Genomic DNA, 4044 nt, shown 5'->3' with positions numbered 1-4044 from the left:
CCTTCACGAGTCCCGGCGTCGTCAGCACCACGTCCTTGACGGCTTCGTAGTAGCGGACATAGCCCGTGCAGCGGCAGAGGTGCGCGTCGAGCGCATCGGTGATCGTGCGTTCCACGTCGGCCTTCGCGACCGGCTCGCGCTTCAGGCGTTCGATCAGCACGGTCGCCGCGTTGACGAAGCCCGGCGTGCAATAGCCGCACTGAAAGCTGAAATGCTCGAGGAATTTCTGCTGGATCGGCGACAGCTCGACCACTTCGCCGGCTTCGTTGCGCGTCGCGTGGCCTTCGATCGTGCGGATCGAACGGCCGTGGAAGAAGTGCGCGCCGGTAATGCAGGTGCGCATTTCCTCGCTCGTGCCGTCCGGCTGGTCGACGATCACGACGCACGCGTGGCAGATGCCCTGCCCGCAGCCGAGCCGCGAGCCGGTGAGGCCCACGTACTCGTGCAGGAACTCGATCATCATCAGCCCTTCCGGCACCTGCATCGGGCCGACGGCCTTGCCGTTGATCTTGACCGACAGCGGCTTCTGCTGGAACCGGACGAGCGGACGCTCGACGGCAGCCGATGCCGATGCCGGCGCAGCCGGAGCGGACGCCGGAGCGGCCGAAGCCGCGGTCGGTGCGGAAGCGGCGGTCGCAGCCGCGCTGGCGCTCGCGGCCGAAGCCGCGGTTTGGGCGGTCGTCATGCGAGCACCTCCTGAATCTTTTGCGGGGTCACCGGCAGGTCGGTGAAACGATGGCCGATCGCGTGCGCGATGCCGTTCACGATCGCGCCGACGACGGGGATCATCACCACTTCGGCGACACCCTTCGGCGGATCGGTCTCGGACAGCGGCGGCAGCACGTCGCCCGTTTGGGTCCAGACGGCGACGTCGGACGCGCGCGGCAACCGGTAACGGTTGAAGTTCCACGTACCGTTGCCGGGGCCGTCCTCGTAGAGCGGCAGGTACTCGTGCAGCGCATGGCCGATGCCCATCGCGAGACCGCCCTGCAACTGGCCCGACACGAGCTGCGGCGAAATCTGGTTGCCGCATTCCATGATCGAGTGGTGCGTGAGCAGTTCGACCTTGCCGGTCGCTTCGTGCACGGCCAGCTCGACGAGCGTGCCGACCGCCGTGTAGTACGTGACGGCCGCGTTGTTGCGGCTCGTCGGCGGGATGAACACGCGCTTGCGGTCCAGCACGCGGTAGCCGTTCGCGGTCGGCGGCAGCGTCCCGCGCAGCGCGGTCGCGCCGGCCGGCGCGGCGGTGCCCGGCACCGGGCCGTCGTCGGCGCCCGCCTTCGGCGCGCCGACACGCAGCGACAGCCCGTCGATCGGCAGACGTTCGACCGCGCCGCCTACCTCGAATTCGGCGTCGGTCCATTGCCAGCGGTTGAACACGTGCACGACGGCGCCGGTCGGCAGGCCGAGCGCATGCGCCTGCTTCGCGAGCTGTTCGAACGTCAGCGGCTCGAGGCCGTCGGCGGTCAGCTTGCCGTCGACCCAGCGTGCATCCTCGATGCGGATCGTGTACGGCGCGGCCTGGCCGCCGCCCAAGCCCCGCGTCCAGATCGACATCGCGGCCGGCCACAGCCCGTAGCGGAACACGGCGCGCGCGGCTTCGCGCGTGCTGTGCGTGAAGTAGTACGCGGAGTTCGTCGCGCTCGACGGCGACGCATAGCCCGGCGACCAGCGCGGGTTCGCGCTCAGGCGATCCTGGTCGGCCTGCGACATCAGGTACGGGTCGCCGCTCGTCTCGACCGGCAGGTCCGGCCATTCGGTCACGGCCACGCGCACGTCGGTCGCCGGACGGCCGAGCCATTTCGCGACCGCGACAGCCTGCGACGTCGACATCCCGGTGCCGATCTCGGCCGCCGTGTGCTGCAGCGACACCTTGCCGTGCGCGTCGAACTCGACCTTCGCGAACGACGCTTCCGCGCCCGTGCCGAAATCCTTCTGCACGCACGCGAAGCCGACGCCGTAGCGCTTGCCCGGATGCGCGGCCTCGAACTCCGCCTTGCGCGCGGCACGACGCGTCCACAGCGGATGCTGCTTCGCGCGCTCCAGCACTTCGTCGACGCGCAGCGCGCCGGCGGGAATCGCCCCCTGCGTGTTCTTCATTCCCGAACGCAGCGCGTTGCGCAGACGGAACTCGATCGGGTCGATGTTCAGTTGCGCGGCGATCTCGTCGACCGCCATCTCGGTCGCGGCCATGCTCTGCAGCGTGCCGTAGCCGCGCGCGGAACCGGCGTCGATCACACGCGATGCGATCGCGACGGCCGCGAGGTCGCTCTTCGGGAAGTAGTAGATCGATTGCGCGGCGGTGGCGCCGACCATCGCGACCGACGGCGAGAAGTTCGAGCGGCCGCCGCCGTTCGCCTCGAACTCGCCCTTGAACGACTGCAGCAGGCCCGTATTGCGGTCGACCGCGATCCGGTAATGCATCTTGAACGCGTGACGCTTCAGCGACGTCTGGAACTGCTCGTAGCGGTCGTTCGCGAAACGCACCGGGCGGCCGTCCGCGTACAGTGCGCAGACGAGGCCGTAGAACGGCACGTTGAAGTGATCCTTCGAGCCGTAGCCGACCGTGTAGCACGTATGCACGAACAGCTTCTTCACCGGGAAGCGGCATTTCGCGACCATCGCGGCCGCATTCTCCGACACTTCGAGCGGCGACTGCGTCGGCACGACGAGGTGCAGCGACTGCGTCGCGGCGTCGTACCAGCAGTTCGCGTTGTCGGGTTCGAGCGCGGCCGTATCGACCGACTGCGTGTTGTATTCGCGGTCGAACACGAGCCAGTCGGCTGACGGATGGTCGAGCTCGCTCGCGATCTGCCCGGCGAGGAACATGCCCTGCTCGTCGAGCTTGCCGTGCTCCTTGCCGTCCGGCCAGACCGGCAGGTGCTTGCGCATCATGCTCGGGAAGATCGGCGCGTCCTTCAGGCTCGAATAGACGTCGTCGTCATAGGCCGTCTTGCCGCCCACGCGCACGTAGCGGAAGGTGCCCCACGGATCGCGCTCGAGCGGGCCCGTGACCGCGCCGTAGCGGATCACGTCGTCGCGGAACTTGAGCGCGTTCTTCGCGAAGCGGAAACGCGCGAAGTCGTGATAGATGAGGATCGCGACCGCATGACCGAGATACGCGGGCGTCTTGCCGGCCGGCAGCAGCATGTCGTCGCCGTAGAACGCCGGGAATGCGACGCCGTCGCGCGCGAGATCGTCGGCCGTGACCACGCGGTCCGGCTTCAGCTCGTCGCCGAGCAGCGACAGGTCGAAGCCTTCGTACGTGCGGTCGGCCTGCGTGACGCGCAGGATCAGCGCGTGCGACTGCTGCTGCGGCCAGTGCGGCATGTCGGCGGCGCGCACGTCGCGGGCGAACACTTTAGAGCCGGTGACCTTCGCGATGCCGTCGATGCGGAATTGGGGGATGCCGGTGACGCTATCCCATTTGACCGGGGTGAGGAGTTTTTCTTCGAAGAGCGCCGCGAACGCGCGGCTGCCGATGGGCGCGACATACACCGCGACGCCCGCCAGCACGCTGGCTTTCAGAAAACCCCGCCGTGACAGGCCGTGGTTTTTCATTGGGGGAGAACCTCCTGATGCGGCTCGTACGGCGATCGGGTGTCGCGGCGTTCGGAGCGGCGCGCATTCTGGCATTGTTTTTGATATATCGCCTATAGTATTTCCCGCATGAAATACTTATTGGATTTCTTATGACGGGTTTCAGCCGGGCTGCGGCGGGTGGTCGCGGGGCGATCCGTTGGCCGTTTGCGTGCGGCCGGATGCCGTCGTACATCGTTCCGTTCGCAACGAACCGGCCTTTGCGCCGCCGAATCCGCAAGCCGCTCGCAGCCGGGACTGACGACCGCGCACGACGCAATGCGCGGTGCCGCCGGGCGGCCCGCGCCGCCGCCGTTTTTCATCAGTTGCTCCGAGAAACGCCGTCCTTCAGAACGGGGAGGAAAGGCGTGCTGTTGACAGGCAGCTTCTTCCCCGGGTTAGGATTACGTGCATGATTCTTGTCTACCGCTACCGGGTGAAATCGCTCAACGGACTGCTCAACAA

2 protein-coding genes are annotated in these 4044 nt (G+C 67.5%); both read right to left on the bottom strand.

Going from position 1 to position 4044, the window contains the following annotated elements; all coding sequences use genetic code 11:
• The coding region (locus JMF86_RS20395) for a (2Fe-2S)-binding protein (protein WP_201317122.1) at window positions 1-685 on the bottom strand (685 nt) is incomplete at its 3' end.
• Window positions 682-3561, bottom strand: coding sequence for a xanthine dehydrogenase family protein molybdopterin-binding subunit (locus tag JMF86_RS20390; RefSeq protein ID WP_011694739.1), 2880 nt, complete (start codon window positions 3559-3561; stop codon window positions 682-684). The genes JMF86_RS20395 and JMF86_RS20390, both read right to left, overlap by 4 nt.
• Between the last annotated feature and the right edge of the window lie 483 nt (window positions 3562-4044).

Origin of the sequence: Burkholderia sp. E168m15, from assembly GCF_016586105.1 — a bacterium.
In the GTDB taxonomy this organism is placed as follows: domain Bacteria; phylum Pseudomonadota; class Gammaproteobacteria; order Burkholderiales; family Burkholderiaceae; genus Burkholderia; species Burkholderia orbicola.
This window is presented reverse-complemented; position numbering and strand designations above follow the sequence as displayed.